The sequence below is a fragment of the Pectobacterium polaris genome (assembly GCF_002307355.1).
In the GTDB taxonomy this organism is placed as follows: domain Bacteria; phylum Pseudomonadota; class Gammaproteobacteria; order Enterobacterales; family Enterobacteriaceae; genus Pectobacterium; species Pectobacterium polare.
In genome coordinates, this window is the sequence record NZ_CP017481.1 from 2,537,295 (window position 1) to 2,553,559 (window position 16,265).

The following is a 16,265-nucleotide window of genomic DNA, read 5'->3' on the forward strand; positions in this document are numbered from 1 at the left end:
TTTCCCGCTCGTTTTTATTACAGTACGACTTTGACAGAGCTCTATGTCTTATAGAACCCTATGCCTTACAGAACCATGCGCACGATGTCGATGTTGCCCAGTTCTTCGTACAGCGTTTCCACCTGCTCAATGTGTGTCGCAGTGATGGTGATGGAAACCGAGTGATAATTCCCTTTGCTGCTGGGTTTGATCTGCGGCGTGTAGTCGCCAGGCGCATGACGCTGTACCACTTCAACGACCAGATCGACCAACTCTGGTTTTGCCTCACCCATGACCTTGTAGGTAAAAACACAGGGGAATTCAAGCAGTTCGTTTAATTTGGTTTTCATTTGCGCTCCAGAGAGGGTAATACGCCGACATTCGCACTGACATCAGTACAGTATACTAAAAAATATAACTCCCGCGTTGTGCGGGAGTTATGGATGGTATCGATATGGGGGCGTTTTGGCCCCACACAAGGGATTAGCCGAACCAGTGATGGAACATCAGTTTGATGTAATCGATCATGCGGCCAAAGATTCCGCCTTCTTTCACTTCGTTCATCACCACCAGCGGGCGCTGATCGATGGTTTTGCCATCCAGTTGGAAGTTGATGGAACCCACAACCTGATTTTTGGCTAACGGCGCATGCAGTTCCGTGTTGTCCAGAACATAGCTGGCTTTCAGATCTTTCATACGGCCGCGTGGAATGGTCAGGTAGGCATCTTTCTCAACGCCCAACGCAACGCGGTCGCTGTCGCCAAACCAGACGGGCTCAGACGCGAACTCTTTGCCTGCTTTCAATGGCGCGACGGTTTCAAAGAAGCGGAAGCCCCAGGTCAGCAGTTTCTTACTTTCTGATTCGCGGCCTTTGGCGTTACGTCCACCCAGTACCGCAGAAATCAGGCGCATCTGGCCTTCTGTTGCCGAGGCGACCAGATTAAAGCCAGCTGATGACGTATGGCCCGTTTTGATGCCGTCAACATTCAGGCTGGAATCCCACAGCAAACCGTTACGGTTAGGCTGGCGAATATTGTTGAACGTGAACTCTTTCTCTTTGTAGGTCGCGTACTCTTCTGGCACATCGCGAATCAGCGCCTGACCGATCAAGGCCATATCGCGTGCTGAACTGAACTGGCCCGGTGCATCAAGACCGTGCACGGTTTCAAAATTGGTATTTTTCAGTCCCAGTGCTTTCACGTAACCGTTCATCAGGTTAACGAAGGCATCCTGACTGCCAGCAACGTAGTCGGCCATCGCGACGCAGGCATCGTTACCGGATTGCAGGATAATACCGCGGTTTAACTGGGAGACAGGAACGCGGTCGCCCGGCTTCAGGAACATCAGGGAAGAGCCCTGGAAGGTTGGGTTGCCGGTTGCCCAGGCATCTTTACCGACGGTAACGATGTCGTTCGGGCTGATTTTTCCTGATTTAATGGACTGACCAATCACGTAGCTGGTCATCATTTTCGTTAAGCTGGCCGGATCGCGGCGCGTGTCGGCATTCATTTCCGCCAACACTTTCCCAGAGTTGTAATCAATCAGGATGTAGGATTCAGCATCGATTTGCGGGACGCCAGGGATCATCGTTTTAAGATTGATATCTTCGGCATAGGCAAAGGAAGAGGCACTAATGGCGAGCAGTGCGCCAAGCGCAGTACGTTTAGTAAAACGAGACGTGTTTACAGTATTCATGATTGGAACAACAACATCCGTGGGTATGAGTTAAAAAACGAGCCACACTATAGCAGATGGGAAATAGGCAGGCATCAGACATTACGTTACGTGATTTTGCAAAAGGGCGGTATGTTCAATGCCATAGCCGCCGTTTTCGCTGAGTGAGTCTGCCGATTATCCGTTACTAGAGGGTGCTGGGTGCGGCGGTAATAAACGACTGCTGCTGAGCTTCGACTGACAAACGTTGTTGAAGTTCAGCGGCTTGCTGACGATTCTGGAATGGCCCCAGTTGGATGCGATACAGGCCGCCGCTCGCGCTGACTTTTCCGGCCACGCGGAAGCGTTCGCTCAGGCTGCGCTGCCAGGTTTGCGCGCGCTGCTGATCGCTCAATGCACCGACCTGAACCACATAGCGACCCGTGGCAGATGGCGTTGCAGCAGCAGGAGCTGTAACCGCTGCCGCTGGCGCGACATTCATTGGCGCAGCGGATGACGATGGTGTTGCCGCCGCCGCTGGCGTCACAGTGGACTCAACCACGCCAGTGCGCAGCGCGGATGGTGCTCCCAGAAAACCACCGCTGTGCGACGGCGCGCTGCTCTGTGGCTGCGTGCTATCTGTTGGCGTGCTCAGGTTGCTATTGCTGATTGGGCGTACGGCGCTGTTGGGCGTTGGCGACGTTGTTTCCATCATCGGTGTGCCCAGCCCGCTGGCGCCGAAGCTCGGGCGTTCCGGTAGGGAGAAGCTTTGCTTGGCGACGGTGGTGCCTACGGTTCCGGGGCCGGAGAGCGTGCCATCTGGCGCGACGTTGATGAAATCCACTTTTACTTTGGTATTGTTCGAAATGTTCAGCCGATCGCCTGCGGCCTTCGACAGATCGATAATTCTGCCCGGTGTATACGGCCCGCGATCGTTCACGCGTACAACCAGACGGCGACCGTTACTCAGGTTGGTCACGCGGACATAGCTTGGCAGCGGCAGCGTTGGGTGTGCGGCGGTTATCGCATTAGGATCAAATGTTTCGCCGATTGACGTGCGGTTGCCGCTGGCTTCTTCGCCGTACCACGTCGCTAAACCTGTCTCGCTAAAATTTTGCGGGTTTTTGACAATTTTATAGCTCTTGCCTTTGATGCTGTAGTCTTGCAGCGTGCCCTGATTGTAGGGTTCATAACGTGGTTCTGCGCCACCGATTTCTTCCGTCGGTCCGCTGTAAACCTGAGTCACAGGCGGCGCAGGCTGCCGCTGTTCCGTTGTGGTACAGGCCGCAAGCGCCAGAGTTGCTACGCCGACCCAAAGCCAATCCTTACGCATTGCTCACCTCGTGTTATAAATTCTTAGATAGCAGTTTGCGGTGAGTATGTATCGACATGACGATACCGAACCCCGCCATTAAGACGACCAGCGCCGACCCACCGTAGCTGACTAACGGCAGCGGCACGCCAACGACGGGAAGTATACCGCTGACCATCCCGATATTGACGAACACATAGAAAAACAGAATCAACATCAGCCCGCCGACCATCACCCGGCCGAACGAGGTTTGCGCATTCGCGGCAATGACCAGACCGCGCATGATCATGAACAGATACATGGCGAGCAGAATCAACACGCCGATTAACCCAAGCTCTTCTGACAGTACGGCAAAGATAAAGTCGGTATGGCGCTCTGGCAGAAACTCTAACTGAGACTGTGTGCCATGCAGCCAGCCTTTTCCAGACAGACCGCCTGAGCCTATCGCAATTTTCGACTGAATAATATGGTACCCAGCCCCGAGCGGATCGCTTTCTGGATCGAGCAGCATCATGACTCTGGCGCGCTGATAGTCATGCATCAGGAAAAACCAGAGTATAGGAATAAAAGCGGCGAGTAGCAGGACGGCGATGCCAATTAAGCGCCAGCTCATACCCGCGAGGAAAAGCACAAATAGCCCTGATAGCGCGACCAGAATCGAGGTACCTAAGTCGGGCTGTGCGGCAACCAGCAGCGTAGGGACAAAAATCAGCACCAGCGCGATTGCCGTATTTTTTAGCGACGGTGGGCACATATCACGGTTGATAAAACGCGCGACCATCAGCGGTACGGCGATTTTGGCAATTTCTGACGGCTGAAAACGGATAAAACCCAGGTCCAGCCAGCGCTGTGCGCCTTTACTGATTTGCCCAAAAATATCCACGATTAGCAGCAAAATCACGCAAACGATGTAGAGGTAAGGAGCCCAGCCTTCATACACGCGCGGGGGAATTTGCGCCATTACGATCATTACCGTAAACCCCAGCACGATTTGAACGACTTTTCGCTCCATCATGCCGACGTCTTGCCCGCTGGCGCTCCATAAGACAAATAGACTATAGCCCAGCAGTGCCAGGATGCAGAGAAGAAACGGGAGATCGATGTGGATTTTCGCCCAGAACGATCCCTTTTGTTGGCTATCGGTCATGACTGTCTGTTACTCACTCTCGCTACCCGGTGGCGCAGGAGGCGCACTGGGTAAATCGGTATTGTTATCACCTAGCAGAATATGATCAAGGATCTGGCGGGTGATGGTGCCAACGGTCGGGCCTGCGCCACCGTTTTCCAGAATAATCGACATCGCTACTTTAGGGTCTTTATACGGGGCAAACGCAACCATTAATTTATGGTCACGCAGATGTTCTGCGATCTTGTGCGCATTATAGGTTTCGTTTTCTTTCAGGCCGAAAACCTGTGCCGTACCGGATTTTGCCGCAATTTTATAAGGCGCATCCTCAAAGCTTTTGTGGGCGGTACCGTTAGGCCGGTTAGCCACGCCATACATACCGTCCTTCGCCACTTCCCAATAGCCAGAGTGGATGTTGCCAATTTGCTGATTTTCAGTCTGGCGGAAAGGCACAATCTTGCCATTTTCCCGCGAGCTATAAAGCAGGTGCGGTGTTTTGACCTGACCGTCGTTGATCAGCGTGACCAGCGCCTTGTTCATTTGGATAGGCGTAGCGGTCCAATAACCTTGACCAATCCCGACTGGAATCGTATCCCCTTGATACCACGGCTTTTTAAACCGGCCTAATTTCCACTCGCGCGTTGGCATATTGCCTTTGCTTTCTTCCGAAATATCGATACCAGTTCTCTCGCCGTAACCAAATTTGGTCATCCATTCTGACAGGCGATCGATGCCCATGTCATAAGCGACCTGATAGAAGAAGGTATCCGCGGACTCTTCCAGTGACTTGGTGAGATTAAGGCGGCCATGTCCCCATTTTTTCCAGTCGCGGAAGCGCTTTTCGGAACCGGGTAATTGCCACCAGCCGGGATCGAACAGGCTGGTATTAGTGGTAATCACACCCGCTGTCAGGGCGGAAACCGCGATGTAAGGTTTAACGGTGGAGGCGGGGGGATAAATCCCCTGTGTTGCGCGATTGATCAGTGGACGATCGGGGTCGCTTTGTAGTTTTGCGTAATTCTTGGTAGAAATCCCGTCGACAAAGAGGTTGGGATCGTAACTGGGGGTGGAAACCATCGCCAGAATACCGCCGTCGCGTGGATCGGTGACAATCACGGCGGCACGGCTGCCTTCCAGCAGTTTCTCGATGTAGATTTGCAGGCTCAGATCCAGCGTCAGATAAATATCACGTCCAGCCTGCGGTGGCTGTTCGTGGAGCTGGCGGATCACGCGGCCACGGTTGTTAACTTCAACTTCTTCATAGCCAGGCTTGCCGTGCAGCAGATCTTCGTAATGACGTTCAATACCTAGCTTACCGATGTCACGCGTGGCGGCGTAATCGGCAATTTTTTCTTCTTTGGTCAGCCGTTCCACTTCTTTATCGGTGATTTTGGAAACATAACCCGTGACGTGCGTCAGGGCAGAGCCGTAAGGATAATAGCGGCGCTGGTAGCCTTTAACTTCAACGCCGGGGAAGCGATATTGGTTGACGGCAAAACGGGCAACCTGAATCTCATCCAGCCCGCTTTTTACGGGGATGGAAGTAAAACGGCGTGAACGCTTACGCTCTTTTTCAAAGTTTTCCAGATCGCTATCGGTCAGGTCGACGACGGGGCGCAGGGCTTCGAGCGTATCTTTAAGGTTGTCGACTTTGTCGGGTACCAGTTCTAACTGATAGATAGTGCGATTCAACGCCAGCGGAGTGCCGTTACGGTCATAGATGATGCCGCGACTCGGCGCGATAGGAACCAGCTTGATGCGGTTCTCATTAGAGCGTGTGCGGTAGTCATCAACGCGCACAATTTGCAGATGATACAGATTAGCGACTAATACACCGGAAAGCAGCAAAATGCCCAGAAATGCGACCAAAGCACGACGCACAAACAGGGCGGACTCAGCCGTATAATCACGAAAGGGTTTACGTTCTACTTTCATCCAGCGTTATTTCACAAGTTTCATCGTATCGCCTTACTCCCGATGGTAAGGGTGATTAGTCGTAATGCTCCATGCACGGTACAGGCTCTCCGCCACCAGTACACGAACGAGCGGGTGCGGCAGCGTTAATGGCGAGAGTGACCAGCTTTGTTCCGCTGCGGCTTTGCATTCTGGTGAAAGCCCTTCAGGCCCACCAATCAGCAGGCTGACGTCGCGCCCGTCCTGTTTCCAGCGCTCCAACTGTTGCGCCAACTGCGGCGTCTCCCAGCGAGTCCCTGGAATATCCAGCGTCACAATGCGGTTGCCTTTGCCCACTGCCGCTAGCATCTGTTCGCCTTCGCGCTCCAGAATGCGTTTGATGTCCGCATTTTTACCCCGTTTCCCCGCCGGAATTTCGAGTAATTCGAAAGGCATGTCCTTTGGGAAACGGCGCAAATAATCGGTGAAACCAGTCTGCACCCAGTCGGGCATTTTGGTGCCAACGGCGACCAGTTGCAGTTTCATGCTAGCCCCACAGTTTTTCCAGTTCGTACAACTGGCGGCTTTCTTCTTGCATGACATGAACCATCACGTCACCCAAATCGACAACAACCCAATCTGAGGCGTTTTCACCCTCGACACCGAGTGGGATCAAACCCGCGGCGCGTGAGGATTGTACGACGTGATCGGCAATGGAGGCGACATGACGTGTAGAAGTACCCGTACAGATAACCATGTAATCGGTGATGCTGGACTTACCCTGGACGTTGAGTGCAACGATATCCTGAGCTTTTAAGTCATCGACCTTATCAATAACGAAGTCTTGGAGTGCTTGGCCTTGCAAAGGTTCCCCCTCAATGGCGTTTTGTCAGGAACTGACGAACGCGTGCGGCGCTGAATTGTTTAGGAAAAACGTGAATCACCGAGTCATTGTCGAAAATTTTCGCTTTTCCCGGTGATTGAAACCAGCCGCGGAGTATATCACGCACTTTTGTCGAGTGGTACAAAGCCCGTGGCTGATGGACGGGAAAACCTGCGCTATTGGTACAGGCCGTGTTCGTTGATGTAACGGAGTACGGCGGGAGGTAATAAATCGTGACAGTCCAGACCTTGCTGTCGACGTTGACGAATGTCCGTTGCGGAAATGGTGACTAGCGGCGTGTCTGCTAAAAAAATCCGCCCATGCGGTTGCTGATGAAGATCGTTCGGCGTGTGCGTCAGATGATCGTCCAGCCACTGTTGTAATTCGGGCGTTTCCAGCGTTGAGCGATAGCCGGGCCGAGCGCATACCAGCAAATGACAAACGTTAAGCAGGTCCTGCCAGCGGTGCCAATGGTGTAGCGTTAGCAACGAGTCCTGCCCGATGATAAAGCCCAGCGGCGCATCACCGCCTTTTTCAGCCCGAAATGCCTCCAATGTATCAATGGTGTAGGAGGGCGTTTGCCGTTGTAGTTCACGATCGTCCACGGTAAATAGCGGGTTGCCTTTGACGGCCAGCTCAGCCATATGGAAACGCTGCCGGGAACTGGCTTCGGGCTGCTGCCGATGTGGCGGAACATTATTGGGCATCAGGACGACCTGAGTCAGACCCACAAGCTTTGCCAGTGCCGTTACTGGCTGAAGGTGACCGTAATGAATCGGGTCAAACGTGCCGCCAAAAAACGCGGTCAGCGATGGCGCTGCGGGCGACGTATTCAGATGAATGCCTCCGGCAAGGCTTTGCCGCATAGCAGCATGGCAAGCGATTCCAATTCAGACCAAACGGACTGACCATAGTCTTGCTTTAAGGTTATTTCTACCTGCGTCAGCAATCGGACAGCCTGCTGTAGCTGCTGAAGAGAGAGCCGCTGTAATGCCTGAGTGAGCAGGTCACGCCGGTTTTGCCACACTTTTTGCTGATCGAATAGCGTACGTAGCGGCGTGTCTGACATGCGCCGTTTCAGCGCCAGAAGCTGTAGCAGTTCACGCTGTAGCGTGCGTAGCAAAATGACAGGTTCGCAATCTTCCTGTTTTAGCTGCTGCAAAATGTGCCAGGCGCGTTTGCCTTTTCCTGCCAGCAGCGCATCAAGCCAATGGAACGGTGTGAAGTGAGCGGCATCATTGACTGCGCTTTCCACGCGAGGCAGAGTCAGCTTGCCATCGGGATAAAGCAGCGCCAGCCGTTCTAACGCCTGAGACAGTGCGAGCAAGTTGCCTTCATAGCAATAGCAAATGAGCTGCGTGGCCTGTTCATCCAGCGTCAACTTCATGGCTTTCGCACGCTGAGCAACCCAGCGAGGGAGCTGGGCTTGTTCTGGCGTCAGACAATTGATATAGACGCTGTCTTGCGCCAGCGCTTTAAACCAGGCGCTGTTTTCCTGCGCTTTGGTCAGCTTATGACCGCGCAGAATCAGCAAAATATCGGGGTGCAATAATCCAGAGAGCTTAACCAGATTTTCACCCATCGCGGCATTTGGGCCGTTTTCCGGCAAAACCAGTAAGAGCGATTGGCGTGAGGCGAACAGGCTGAGCGCCTGACAGGTGCTGAAAATCGCATCCCAGTCGGTATGAAGATCCAGGATGAAGCTGAAATGCTCGCTGAATTCGTGCTGTTGAGCGACCCGTTTGATGCTGTCGAGACTTTCCTGCAGCAAGAGCGGGTCTGAACCAAAGACCAAATAACAACCGCGCAGCCCCTCATGGAGCTGCGCGGTGAGTTGTTCGGGGTAAAGCCGAATCATGAACGCGTGGCGGCAGTCGTTGAATCGGTGGACTGCAGCCGATTTTTGACTTCCTGACTACCGTTGATGGTCAGCAACTTACGCACCAACTGCTGGGCAGCCTGCTCACGCATTTCCTGACGGACGATGTCCTGTTCGGCATCTTTCGCCAGAGCAGCCAGCGGGTTATCAAAGAACGTGCGGAACACCGTCACGCTGAGCGGATAAATATCTTCACCCGGCATCAGCACCTGCGCCTGCAACGTTAGCACCATCTGGTACTCCGCTGTTTTACCGTCCTGAAAAATAGAGACGGTATCGCGCGTTTCGCTTGAGCCCAGTACCCGCAGAGACGGGATATCCTGACGCGTCGCATCATCAACGATTTTCACATCGCTGAGACGGAGCTGCTCACGTACCGCACGCGTTAGCGGACCATAAGGATCGCTGCTGTCGAGCACCAGTGTTTGTAACTGCGCAGGCACTTGTGTCGTGCCGCGCAGATGAAAACCGCAGCCAGCGGTGATTAACACCGCCAGCCCCAGCAACAACGTGAATAGACGATGTCGCACAGTTCCTCCTTGCCTTAACCCACAACCAGGTTAAGCAGTTTGCCAGGGACATAAATCACTTTACGAACTGTGACGCCGTCCAGATATTTCGCGACCAGCGGTTCCTGTGCAGCGCGTTCGCGAACTTGTTCTTCGCTTGCGTCAGCGGCAACGGTGATTTTACCACGTACTTTACCGTTAACCTGAACAACGACCAGCTTGGAATCTTCAACCATTGCGCTTTCATCTGCAACCGGCCACGGCGCAGTATCAACGTCGCCTTCACCTTGCAGCGCCTGCCACAGCGTGAAGCAGACGTGCGGCGTGAACGGATACAGCATACGAACGACGGCCAGCAGCGTTTCCTGCGTCAGCGCGCGATCCTGATCGCTGTCCTGCGGCGCTTTCGCTAGCTTGTTCATCAGTTCCATGATGGCAGCGATCGCGGTGTTGAAGGTCTGGCGACGGCCGATATCATCGGTCACTTTAGCGATCGTTTTGTGCAGATCGCGGCGCAGTGATTTCTGATCTTCCGTCAGTGTAGCGATATCCAGAGCTGTTACCGCACCTTTCTCTGTATGCTCGAAGGCTTGTCTCCAGACGCGTTTCAGGAAGCGGTTTGCGCCTTCTACGCCGGATTCCTGCCATTCCAGCGTCATTTCTGCCGGAGAAGCAAACATCATGAACAGACGCACGGTATCTGCACCGTATTTCTCTACCATGACCTGCGGGTCGATGCCGTTGTTTTTAGACTTCGACATTTTGCTCATACCCGCGTAAACCACGTCACGGCCTTCGTTATCGACGGCTTTGACGATGCGTCCTTTCTCATCACGATCAACGGTTACGTCGGTCGGAGACACCCAGATACGTTCGCCGTTATTGCCCAGATAGTAGAAGGCATCGGCCAGCACCATGCCCTGACACAGCAGGCGTTTGGCGGGCTCATCAGAGGTCACCAGACCCGCGTCGCGCATCAGTTTGTGGAAGAAGCGGAAATACATCAGGTGCATGATGGCGTGTTCGATACCGCCAACGTATTGGTCAACAGGCAGCCAGTAGTTGGCGGCAGCCGGATCCAACATTCCCTGATCGTACTGCGGGCAGGTGTAGCGCGCGTAGTACCAAGAGGATTCCATAAAGGTGTCGAATGTGTCGGTTTCACGCAGCGCTGGCTGACCGTTAACGGTCGTCTTCGCCCATTCCGGGTTCGATTTCAGCGGGCTGGTGATGCCGTCCATCACAACATCTTCCGGCAGGATTACCGGCAGTTGATCTTCTGGCGTTGGGACGACGGTGCCGTCTTCCAGCGTCACCATTGGGATTGGTGCACCCCAGTAACGTTGACGAGATACACCCCAATCGCGCAGGCGATAGTTGACTTTACGCTCGCCGATGCCTTTTTCTACCAGCTTATCAGCAATGGCGTTGAATCCAGCCTCGAAATCCAGACCGTCAAACTCACCAGAGTTGAACAGGCTGCCTTTTTCTGTCATCGCCTGAGCGGACAGATCGGGCTCGCTGCCATCGGCATTCAGAATAACCGGCTTGATGGACAGATCGTATTTGGTGGCAAATTCCCAGTCGCGCTGGTCGTGGCCCGGAACGGCCATCACTGCGCCTGTACCGTATTCCATCAGGACGAAGTTGGCGACCCAGATAGCGACTTTCTCACCGTTCAGCGGGTGAATCGCATACAGGCCAGTGGCCATGCCTTTTTTCTCCATCGTTGCCATATCGGCTTCGGCGACTTTGGTATTACGGCATTCTGCAATGAAATCAGTCAGCGCTGGGTTTGTTGCGGCAGCTTGTGCTGCAAGAGGGTGACCCGCGGCAACAGCAACGTAGGTCACACCCATGAACGTATCTGGGCGCGTGGTGTAAACGCTCAGTTTCTCTTCGCTGTCCGCCACATCAAAGGTGATTTCCACACCTTCAGAACGGCCGATCCAGTTACGCTGCATGGTTTTGACCTGCTCAGGCCAGCTTTCCAGCGTATCCAGATCGTTCAGCAGTTGGTCTGCGTAAGCGGTGATTTTGATAAACCACTGTGGAATTTCTTTGCGTTCGACTTTGGTGTCGCAACGCCAGCAGCAGCCATCGATAACCTGTTCGTTCGCCAGTACGGTCTGGTCGTTCGGACACCAGTTAACGGCGGAGGTTTTTTTATAAACCAGACCTTTCTCGTACAGCTTGGTGAAGAACCACTGTTCCCAGCGGTAGTAGTCTGGTTTGCAGGTCGCGACTTCACGATCCCAGTCATAGCCAAAGCCCAGCAGTTTGAGCTGGTTTTTCATGTAATCGATGTTGGCGTAGGTCCAAGGTGCTGGCGCGGTGTTGTTTTTGACCGCAGCCCCTTCTGCTGGCAGACCAAAGGCATCCCAACCGATCGGTTGCAGAACGTTTTTGCCCAGCATGCGCTGATAACGGGAGATCACGTCGCCGATGGTGTAGTTACGGACGTGCCCCATATGTAGTCGGCCAGAAGGGTAAGGCAGCATGGAAAGGCAATAGTATTTTTCCTTGCCGGGCTGTTCGGTGACTTTAAAGGTCTGCTTCTCTTGCCAGTGAAGCTGGACGTCCGCTTCTATCTCTTCTGGGCGGTATTGCTCTTGCATGGCTGCCAGGGGTCCTGTTTAGTGAAGAATTGCTACGTGAGTAGCCTCTTCTGATTCATAACAAAAGATCCGCATAGCATAGCCGTAAGCGGCGCGTGCAACAACACCCAGCGCCCGACTGAGGAATATTTCTGATCTAGGAACGACATACTGCGAGGCGTTGCGCAAATTGGCGACAATTTATCAGGCGTACCGAAAAAATAATCTAAAATAGAGACAGATAGGTAACGTATCGGTTTTGGCCAGATGTGCCAGACAGCGAATAGGCGTTCTTTATCACCCTTCAACCCGCTTAATTCAGGAGGAAGCATGAATAAACTAGCCCGCTATTATCGCGAGTTAATGGCTTCAGTGACGGCTCGGCTGAACAATGGTGAACGCGATCTCGACAGTCTGGTGCTGAGCGCCCGCAAAACCTTGCAGGAAAGCTCGGAGCTGACGCAGAAAGAAATAGAGCAGGTGATTCAGGCCGTTCAGCGCGATCTGGAAGAGTTTGCCCGCAGCTATAACGAAAGTCAGGATGAGTTTACCGACAGCGTGTTTATGCGAGTCATCAAGGAAAGCCTGTGGCAGGAACTGGCGGATATTACGGATAAAACACAGCTGGAGTGGCGTGAGATTTTCAAAGATGTGAATCATCACGGGGTGTACCACAGCGGTGAAGTGGTGGGGCTAGGTAATCTGGTGTGTGAGAACTGCCATCATCATATCGCGTTCTACACGCCGGAGGTTTTACCACTCTGCCCGAAATGCTCACATGACCTGTTCCACCGCCAGCCGTTTCAGCCGTAGTTTGCTGGGGGCGGTAAATAAGCGTGCCTTGCGGCACGCTTTGTCTGAGTATTAATGCAGGATTTTCGCCAAGAAGTCTTTAGCGCGTTCGGACTGTGGGTTATTGAAGAAATCATCCTTGCGGGTGTCTTCAACGATTTTTCCCTCATCCATAAAGATCACACGGTGCGCCACTTTACGGGCAAAGCCCATTTCATGCGTGACGACCATCATGGTCATGCCTTCCTGCGCCAATTCAACCATAACGTCCAGCACTTCGTTGATCATCTCTGGATCAAGTGCGGATGTCGGTTCGTCAAATAACATCGCGATAGGATCCATGCACAGCGCGCGGGCGATGGCGACACGCTGTTGCTGACCGCCAGAAAGCTGCCCTGGGAATTTGTTGGCGTGTGCTGACAGCCCAACGCGCTCCAATAGCTTCTGTGCTTTGGCTTTGGCGTCTTCACGCTTACGTTTCAGCACTTTCACCTGCGCCAGCGTCAGGTTCTCGATAATCGACAGGTGTGGGAACAGTTCAAAGTGCTGGAATACCATCCCGACTTTGGAACGCAACTGAGCCAGATTGGTTTTTTTATCGTTAACGGCGGTGCCATTGACGGTAATTTCACCTTTTTGAATCGGTTCCAGACCGTTTACGGTTTTGATCAGGGTTGATTTGCCAGAGCCAGAAGGTCCGCAGACGACCACAACTTCACCTTTTTTTACTTCTGTGGAGCAGTCGGCTAGCACCTGAAATTGGCCGTACCATTTAGAAACATTTTTCAGGGAAATCATCAAACCGTCCTTTTTTTCAGGTAACTGACCAGCATTGAGGCAGTAATGCTGAAGAGAAAATAAATGAACCCGGCAAACAGGATCATTTCAACTTGTGTTCCGTCACGCTCGCCGATGGTTGAGGCGGTACGGAAAAAATCAGCGAGGCTGAGCACGTAAACCAGTGAGGTATCCTGGAACAGAACAATCCCCTGCGTCAGCAGCAATGGCACCATGGCGCGGAATGCCTGCGGCAGAATAATCAGCTTCATGGATTGCCAGTGCGTCATGCCTAATGCTAGCGCCGCGGAGGATTGACCACGTGACACGCTGAGAATACCTGCACGAATGATTTCCGAATAATAGGCTGCTTCGAACAGCGAGAAGGCTACCATAGCTGAAATCAGTCGAATATCGGTTTTCGGCGATAGCCCAAGCACATTTTGTAATAAGCTAGGAACTACCAGATAGAACCACAGCAGCACCATGACAAGTGGAACGGAGCGGAACAGATTCACATACAGTTTGGCAAACCAACTAACGGCCTTTATCGGTGACAGGCGCATCACCGCCAGAATCGTGCCCCAGACAATCCCGAATACCACTGCTGTCAGCGTAATTTTGAGTGTGACGACCATCCCCTGAATCAGGTACGGCATGCTTGGCCCAATTGAGCTCCAGTCAAATTCATGCATGATTTATTTGCTCCCCATATTGCCCGGCAAACGGGTTTTTCGCTCAACGACCTGCATAATCAACATAATGATGGCATTGATGCCAACGTACGCCAGCGTTATAGCGGTAAAGGATTCATATGCGTGGGCGGAGTAGTCCAGCAGTTTCCCTGCCTGTGCCGCCATATCCACCAGACCAATCGTGGACGCGATAGCTGAGTTTTTTACCAGATTCAGCATCTCTGACGTCAGCGGCGGAACGATCACGCGATACGCATTCGGCAGTAATACATAGCGGTAGGTTTGCGGCAGTGTCAGGCCCATTGCCAGACCTGCTGCTTTTTGTCCGCGTGGTAAAGACTGAATCCCCGCACGCACCTGCTCACAAACGCGCGCGGCGGTGAAGAGCCCCAGACAAATCATCGATGACAGGAAGAATTGAATATTCGGGTCTAACTCGGCTTTAAACCACATTCCGATGTTGACGGGAAGCAGTTCAGGAACCACCAGATACCAGGTAAAGAACTGGACAATCAGTGGGACGTTGCGAAATAGTTCGACGTAGCAGGTGCCAATACCCGCAAGAAAACGATTTGGGACGGTACGCAGGATTCCAAATAAAGAACCAATGAGAAAGGCGATAATCCAGGCACAGATAGATAATGTCACAGTGACTTGCAGACCGGACAAAATCCACCCGAGGTAGGTTGTGTTGCCGAAGGGGGCGGCTTGTAGAAATATGCCCCAGTTCCAATCTATTGACATAACGAACTCCGGTAAAAAAAGGGTAGCGAAGCTACCCTGAAGATTGATGAGCGGCCATATTCCCGTTCAGTTTCAAACTACAGGCGTATTGTTTATTTTCCTGTTTATCGAAATTTCTCGGGCAACATGTGACGGGGAACGACCATCACATGCCTGTCTGTCCTGCCACGAATCAGCAATCAGAGGGCAGATAGCTCTGCCCTTATTCTCATTATTAATTAGTTTAGTGCTTTGTCATTTGGCGCTTTGAACAGCGCTTTCATTTCGTCTGACAGTGCAAAGTTCAGGTTAAGATCTTTTGGTGGGATCGGTTGTTTGAACCAGCGATCAAACCATTTTTCAGCTTCACCGGAGGTTTGAACTTCAGCGATGGTGTCATCAACCAGTTTCTTGAATTGTGGATCGTCTTTACGCAGCATACAGCCGTAAGCTTCTTCAGACTGTGCTTTGCCGACGATATCCCACTGATCGGCGTTTTTCGCTTTCGCACGTTCGCCCGCCAGCAGTGCATCATCCATCATAAAGGCGACAGCACGGCCGCTTTCCAGCGTACGGAAGGAGTCACCGTGGTCTTTCGCACTGATGATACGCATCTTCAGCTGTTTTTCTTCATTCAGCTTGTTCAGCAGAACTTCAGAGGTGGTGCCGGAAGTCACGACGACGGTTTTACCCGCCAGATCTGGGAAGTCTTTTACGCCGGAATCTTTTTTGGTTAACAGACGCGTACCGACCACGAAAATGGTGTTAGAGAACGCGGCTTGTTTCTGACGTTCCAGATTGTTAGTCGTTGAACCACATTCAAAATCAAAGGTACCGTTCTGCAGCAGAGGGATACGATTCTGAGAGGTGATAGGGAGTAACTTGACCTGCAGATTAGGCGTATCCAGTTTTTTCTTAATCGCTTCGACAATTTTGTCAGAGTAGGCTTGAGAGTAGCCGACCACTTTTTGCGTGTTGTCATAGTAAGAAAAAGGCACGGACGATTCGCGGTGTCCAATGACGATCACGCCATTATCTTTGACCTTTTTCAATGTACCGGCCAGATCTTCAGCCTGAGCTACGCTGGCGGCGGTGCCAAGCAGAAGCAGTGATAATGCCAGTTTACGCATTTGCATGTTCTAACTCCTTTGCTGTCGTTATATACCCGTCATCTTCAAGTTAACATTGTCTTCAAGCTAACATCGTATTGCTGTATCACTCATAAGGCTTTGCGGTTTCTCTGTGATAACGCTGCACCGTTAAAGCGCGAAGTTACTGTCTATACAGTTAAAAAGTAGCTGATTGTAAATAGATTGAAATAGAAATGTTTGTTTTTTGCGATATCCGCCGCACCAAATAACAGCAATGTCAGAGGGTGGCACCAATTTGGTGCGTTGCTTGCCCCAATAGAGCGCTTTACGCCGACGTAATATCCAAAAAAATACAG

General features: G+C 52.3%; 16 protein-coding genes. 1 reads left to right on the plus strand and 15 read right to left on the minus strand.

Features of this window, described 5'->3' with window-relative positions; translation table 11 throughout:
* Positions 1-65: 65 nt before the first annotated feature.
* From ybeD to leuS, 11 genes are all read right to left on the minus strand, one after another.
* Positions 66-329, minus strand: a complete 264-nt coding sequence (ybeD, locus tag BJJ97_RS11430; protein WP_005976281.1) for a DUF493 family protein YbeD — start codon at positions 327-329, stop codon at positions 66-68.
* A gap of 133 nt (positions 330-462) precedes the next feature.
* Entirely contained in the window at positions 463-1,674 is a 1,212-nt protein-coding gene (dacA, locus tag BJJ97_RS11435) for a D-alanyl-D-alanine carboxypeptidase DacA (protein ID WP_039482846.1), read from the minus strand.
* A 166-nt stretch (positions 1,675-1,840) separates the two neighbouring features.
* Positions 1,841-2,965: an endolytic peptidoglycan transglycosylase RlpA gene (gene rlpA, locus BJJ97_RS11440; RefSeq protein ID WP_095994007.1), complete on the minus strand. Its 1,125-nt coding sequence runs from the start codon at positions 2,963-2,965 to the stop codon at positions 1,841-1,843.
* A 13-nt stretch (positions 2,966-2,978) separates the two neighbouring features.
* Complete coding sequence (mrdB, locus tag BJJ97_RS11445) at positions 2,979-4,091, minus strand: peptidoglycan glycosyltransferase MrdB (RefSeq protein ID WP_039482841.1); 1,113 nt, start codon at positions 4,089-4,091, stop codon at positions 2,979-2,981.
* 9 nt (positions 4,092-4,100) lie between these two features.
* Positions 4,101-6,005: a peptidoglycan DD-transpeptidase MrdA gene (gene mrdA, locus BJJ97_RS11450; protein ID WP_095698846.1), complete on the minus strand. Its 1,905-nt coding sequence runs from the start codon at positions 6,003-6,005 to the stop codon at positions 4,101-4,103.
* Between the two features lie 33 nt (positions 6,006-6,038).
* The gene (rlmH, locus tag BJJ97_RS11455) at positions 6,039-6,509 is read right to left on the minus strand and encodes a 23S rRNA (pseudouridine(1915)-N(3))-methyltransferase RlmH (RefSeq protein ID WP_005976291.1); all 471 of its coding nucleotides are present in this window, start codon (positions 6,507-6,509) and stop codon (positions 6,039-6,041) included.
* A 1-nt stretch (position 6,510) separates the two neighbouring features.
* The gene (gene rsfS, locus BJJ97_RS11460) at positions 6,511-6,828 is read right to left on the minus strand and encodes a ribosome silencing factor (protein WP_039482837.1); all 318 of its coding nucleotides are present in this window, start codon (positions 6,826-6,828) and stop codon (positions 6,511-6,513) included.
* Positions 6,829-7,022: 194 nt separating this feature from the next.
* Entirely contained in the window at positions 7,023-7,712 is a 690-nt protein-coding gene (gene nadD, locus BJJ97_RS11465; RefSeq protein ID WP_095994008.1) for a nicotinate-nucleotide adenylyltransferase, read from the minus strand.
* A complete protein-coding gene (gene holA, locus BJJ97_RS11470) occupies positions 7,679-8,704 on the minus strand; it encodes a DNA polymerase III subunit delta (RefSeq protein ID WP_095698848.1) in 1,026 nt (341 codons plus the stop codon). Before holA ends, nadD begins: the two co-directional genes overlap by 34 nt.
* Positions 8,701-9,255, minus strand: coding sequence for an LPS assembly lipoprotein LptE (lptE, locus tag BJJ97_RS11475; protein ID WP_039356450.1), 555 nt, complete (start codon positions 9,253-9,255; stop codon positions 8,701-8,703). The genes holA and lptE overlap by 4 nt, the downstream gene beginning before the upstream one ends.
* A gap of 14 nt (positions 9,256-9,269) precedes the next feature.
* Entirely contained in the window at positions 9,270-11,852 is a 2,583-nt protein-coding gene (leuS, locus tag BJJ97_RS11480) for a leucine--tRNA ligase (protein WP_095994009.1), read from the minus strand.
* Positions 11,853-12,161: 309 nt separating this feature from the next.
* Here leuS and BJJ97_RS11485 point away from each other — a divergent pair, with 309 nt between their 5' ends.
* Positions 12,162-12,644, plus strand: a complete 483-nt coding sequence (locus BJJ97_RS11485; protein WP_010298779.1) for a zinc ribbon-containing protein — start codon at positions 12,162-12,164, stop codon at positions 12,642-12,644.
* Between the two features lie 51 nt (positions 12,645-12,695).
* On the opposite strand, the gene BJJ97_RS11490 is transcribed toward BJJ97_RS11485, so the two are convergent.
* The 4 genes from BJJ97_RS11490 to BJJ97_RS11505 all read right to left on the minus strand — a co-directional run bounded on the left by BJJ97_RS11490 (position 12,696) and on the right by BJJ97_RS11505 (position 15,954).
* Entirely contained in the window at positions 12,696-13,421 is a 726-nt protein-coding gene (locus BJJ97_RS11490) for an amino acid ABC transporter ATP-binding protein (protein WP_039482825.1), read from the minus strand.
* Positions 13,421-14,095 (minus strand): glutamate/aspartate ABC transporter permease GltK, encoded by a 675-nt coding sequence (gene gltK, locus BJJ97_RS11495; protein ID WP_039482823.1) that lies wholly within the window; start codon positions 14,093-14,095, stop codon positions 13,421-13,423. The genes BJJ97_RS11490 and gltK overlap by 1 nt, the downstream gene beginning before the upstream one ends.
* A gap of 3 nt (positions 14,096-14,098) precedes the next feature.
* On the minus strand, positions 14,099-14,839 hold the full coding sequence (locus tag BJJ97_RS11500; RefSeq protein ID WP_010285409.1) for an amino acid ABC transporter permease: 741 nt from the start codon (positions 14,837-14,839) through the stop codon (positions 14,099-14,101).
* 218 nt (positions 14,840-15,057) lie between these two features.
* Entirely contained in the window at positions 15,058-15,954 is an 897-nt protein-coding gene (locus tag BJJ97_RS11505) for an amino acid ABC transporter substrate-binding protein (RefSeq protein ID WP_095994010.1), read from the minus strand.
* Positions 15,955-16,265 lie beyond the last annotated feature (311 nt).

What these genes read in the sequence shown, in the direction of transcription:
- rlmH (WP_005976291.1), bottom strand. Translation starts at nt 6,509, where the DNA reads ATGAAACTGCAACTGGTCGCCGTTGGCACCAAAATGCCCGACTGGGTG.
- dacA (WP_039482846.1), bottom strand. Translation starts at nt 1,674, where the DNA reads ATGAATACTGTAAACACGTCTCGTTTTACTAAACGTACTGCGCTTGGC.
- BJJ97_RS11485 (WP_010298779.1), top strand. Translation starts at nt 12,162, where the DNA reads ATGAATAAACTAGCCCGCTATTATCGCGAGTTAATGGCTTCAGTGACG.
- mrdA (WP_095698846.1), bottom strand. Translation starts at nt 6,005, where the DNA reads ATGAAAGTAGAACGTAAACCCTTTCGTGATTATACGGCTGAGTCCGCC.
- ybeD (WP_005976281.1), bottom strand. Translation starts at nt 329, where the DNA reads ATGAAAACCAAATTAAACGAACTGCTTGAATTCCCCTGTGTTTTTACC.
- mrdB (WP_039482841.1), bottom strand. Translation starts at nt 4,091, where the DNA reads ATGACCGATAGCCAACAAAAGGGATCGTTCTGGGCGAAAATCCACATC.
- holA (WP_095698848.1), bottom strand. Translation starts at nt 8,704, where the DNA reads ATGATTCGGCTTTACCCCGAACAACTCACCGCGCAGCTCCATGAGGGG.
- gltK (WP_039482823.1), bottom strand. Translation starts at nt 14,095, where the DNA reads ATGCATGAATTTGACTGGAGCTCAATTGGGCCAAGCATGCCGTACCTG.
- BJJ97_RS11490 (WP_039482825.1), bottom strand. Translation starts at nt 13,421, where the DNA reads ATGATTTCCCTGAAAAATGTTTCTAAATGGTACGGCCAATTTCAGGTG.
- leuS (WP_095994009.1), bottom strand. Translation starts at nt 11,852, where the DNA reads ATGCAAGAGCAATACCGCCCAGAAGAGATAGAAGCGGACGTCCAGCTT.
- BJJ97_RS11500 (WP_010285409.1), bottom strand. Translation starts at nt 14,839, where the DNA reads ATGTCAATAGATTGGAACTGGGGCATATTTCTACAAGCCGCCCCCTTC.
- BJJ97_RS11505 (WP_095994010.1), bottom strand. Translation starts at nt 15,954, where the DNA reads ATGCAAATGCGTAAACTGGCATTATCACTGCTTCTGCTTGGCACCGCC.
- rlpA (WP_095994007.1), bottom strand. Translation starts at nt 2,965, where the DNA reads ATGCGTAAGGATTGGCTTTGGGTCGGCGTAGCAACTCTGGCGCTTGCG.
- nadD (WP_095994008.1), bottom strand. Translation starts at nt 7,712, where the DNA reads ATGCGGCAAAGCCTTGCCGGAGGCATTCATCTGAATACGTCGCCCGCA.